This is a genomic window from Streptococcus sp. 3167, from assembly GCF_013277175.1.
In the GTDB taxonomy this organism is placed as follows: domain Bacteria; phylum Bacillota; class Bacilli; order Lactobacillales; family Streptococcaceae; genus Streptococcus; species Streptococcus pseudopneumoniae.
The window spans coordinates 1-889 of sequence record NZ_VMML01000116.1 but is presented as its reverse complement, the minus strand read 5'-3'; the positions used below and the strand labels follow the sequence as shown (position 1 = coordinate 889).

Genomic DNA, 889 nt, shown 5'->3' with positions numbered 1-889 from the left:
AATGAAGAAAACATTTTATCGCAAATTCGGTATTTCAATTATTGCTAGTACTTTATTAGCTAGCCAGCTATCGACAGTATCTGCTTTGACTGTTATTTCAAGTACAGGCGAGGAGTATGAGGTAAGTGAAACATTACAAGAGAGTCCAGGAACTAATAATTTTTCACTTCCCGATGTTTCACCGACTTATGGTCAATATTATACAAATCAGTCAGAAGTCATTATTGGTAAAAATGATTTAGTTAAGGTAAAAAATACTTTACAATATCCTTACTCTACATCAGCTTATGTAGAGTAAGAATTTCGTGGTGTGAAAAATGGTAAAGATGTAACTTATTGAGGGAGTGCCAATTTTATAAAGGATAATGTCCTTATTACTGCTGCTCATAATATTTATAAACATGAGTTTGGTAAAGATGCAGAAGAACTATATGTTACTCCTGCTCGTACTCCAAATAGTGTGCCGTTTGGTCGGATAAAAGTAAAAGAAGCTCGCTATTTAAAAGAATTTCGAAATACTGATCCAGATGAGCTTACTACCTATGACTTAGCAGTTTTAATTTTGGAAGAACCGATTGGCGCTCAATTGGGGACGTTAGGACTTCCAAATAATTTAGAAAATACTAAAAATCTAGATGTAACAGTTACGGGATATTCTGCTGTTAATAAGGATATTAAGCAGATGTATACTGATACAAAAACGATACTTCAAGATACAAATGATTTTTTATTCTATCAAGTAGATACTTTGCGTGGTGCAAGCGGTTCAGCAGTATATGATTCTACCAATAGGGTTGTCGGAGTTCATACCAATGGGAGTGAGGCAGAACAAATGAATTATGCTGTCAAGTTAAATGAGAAGGCTCTATCTTTCATCTACTCTGTTATT

At 34.2% G+C, this 889-nt stretch carries 1 pseudogene; it reads left to right on the top strand.

The features are described from left to right. Nucleotide 1: 1 nt before the first annotated feature. A pseudogene (locus HT678_RS12025) lies at nucleotides 2-889 on the top strand (serine protease); the annotation flags it as partial.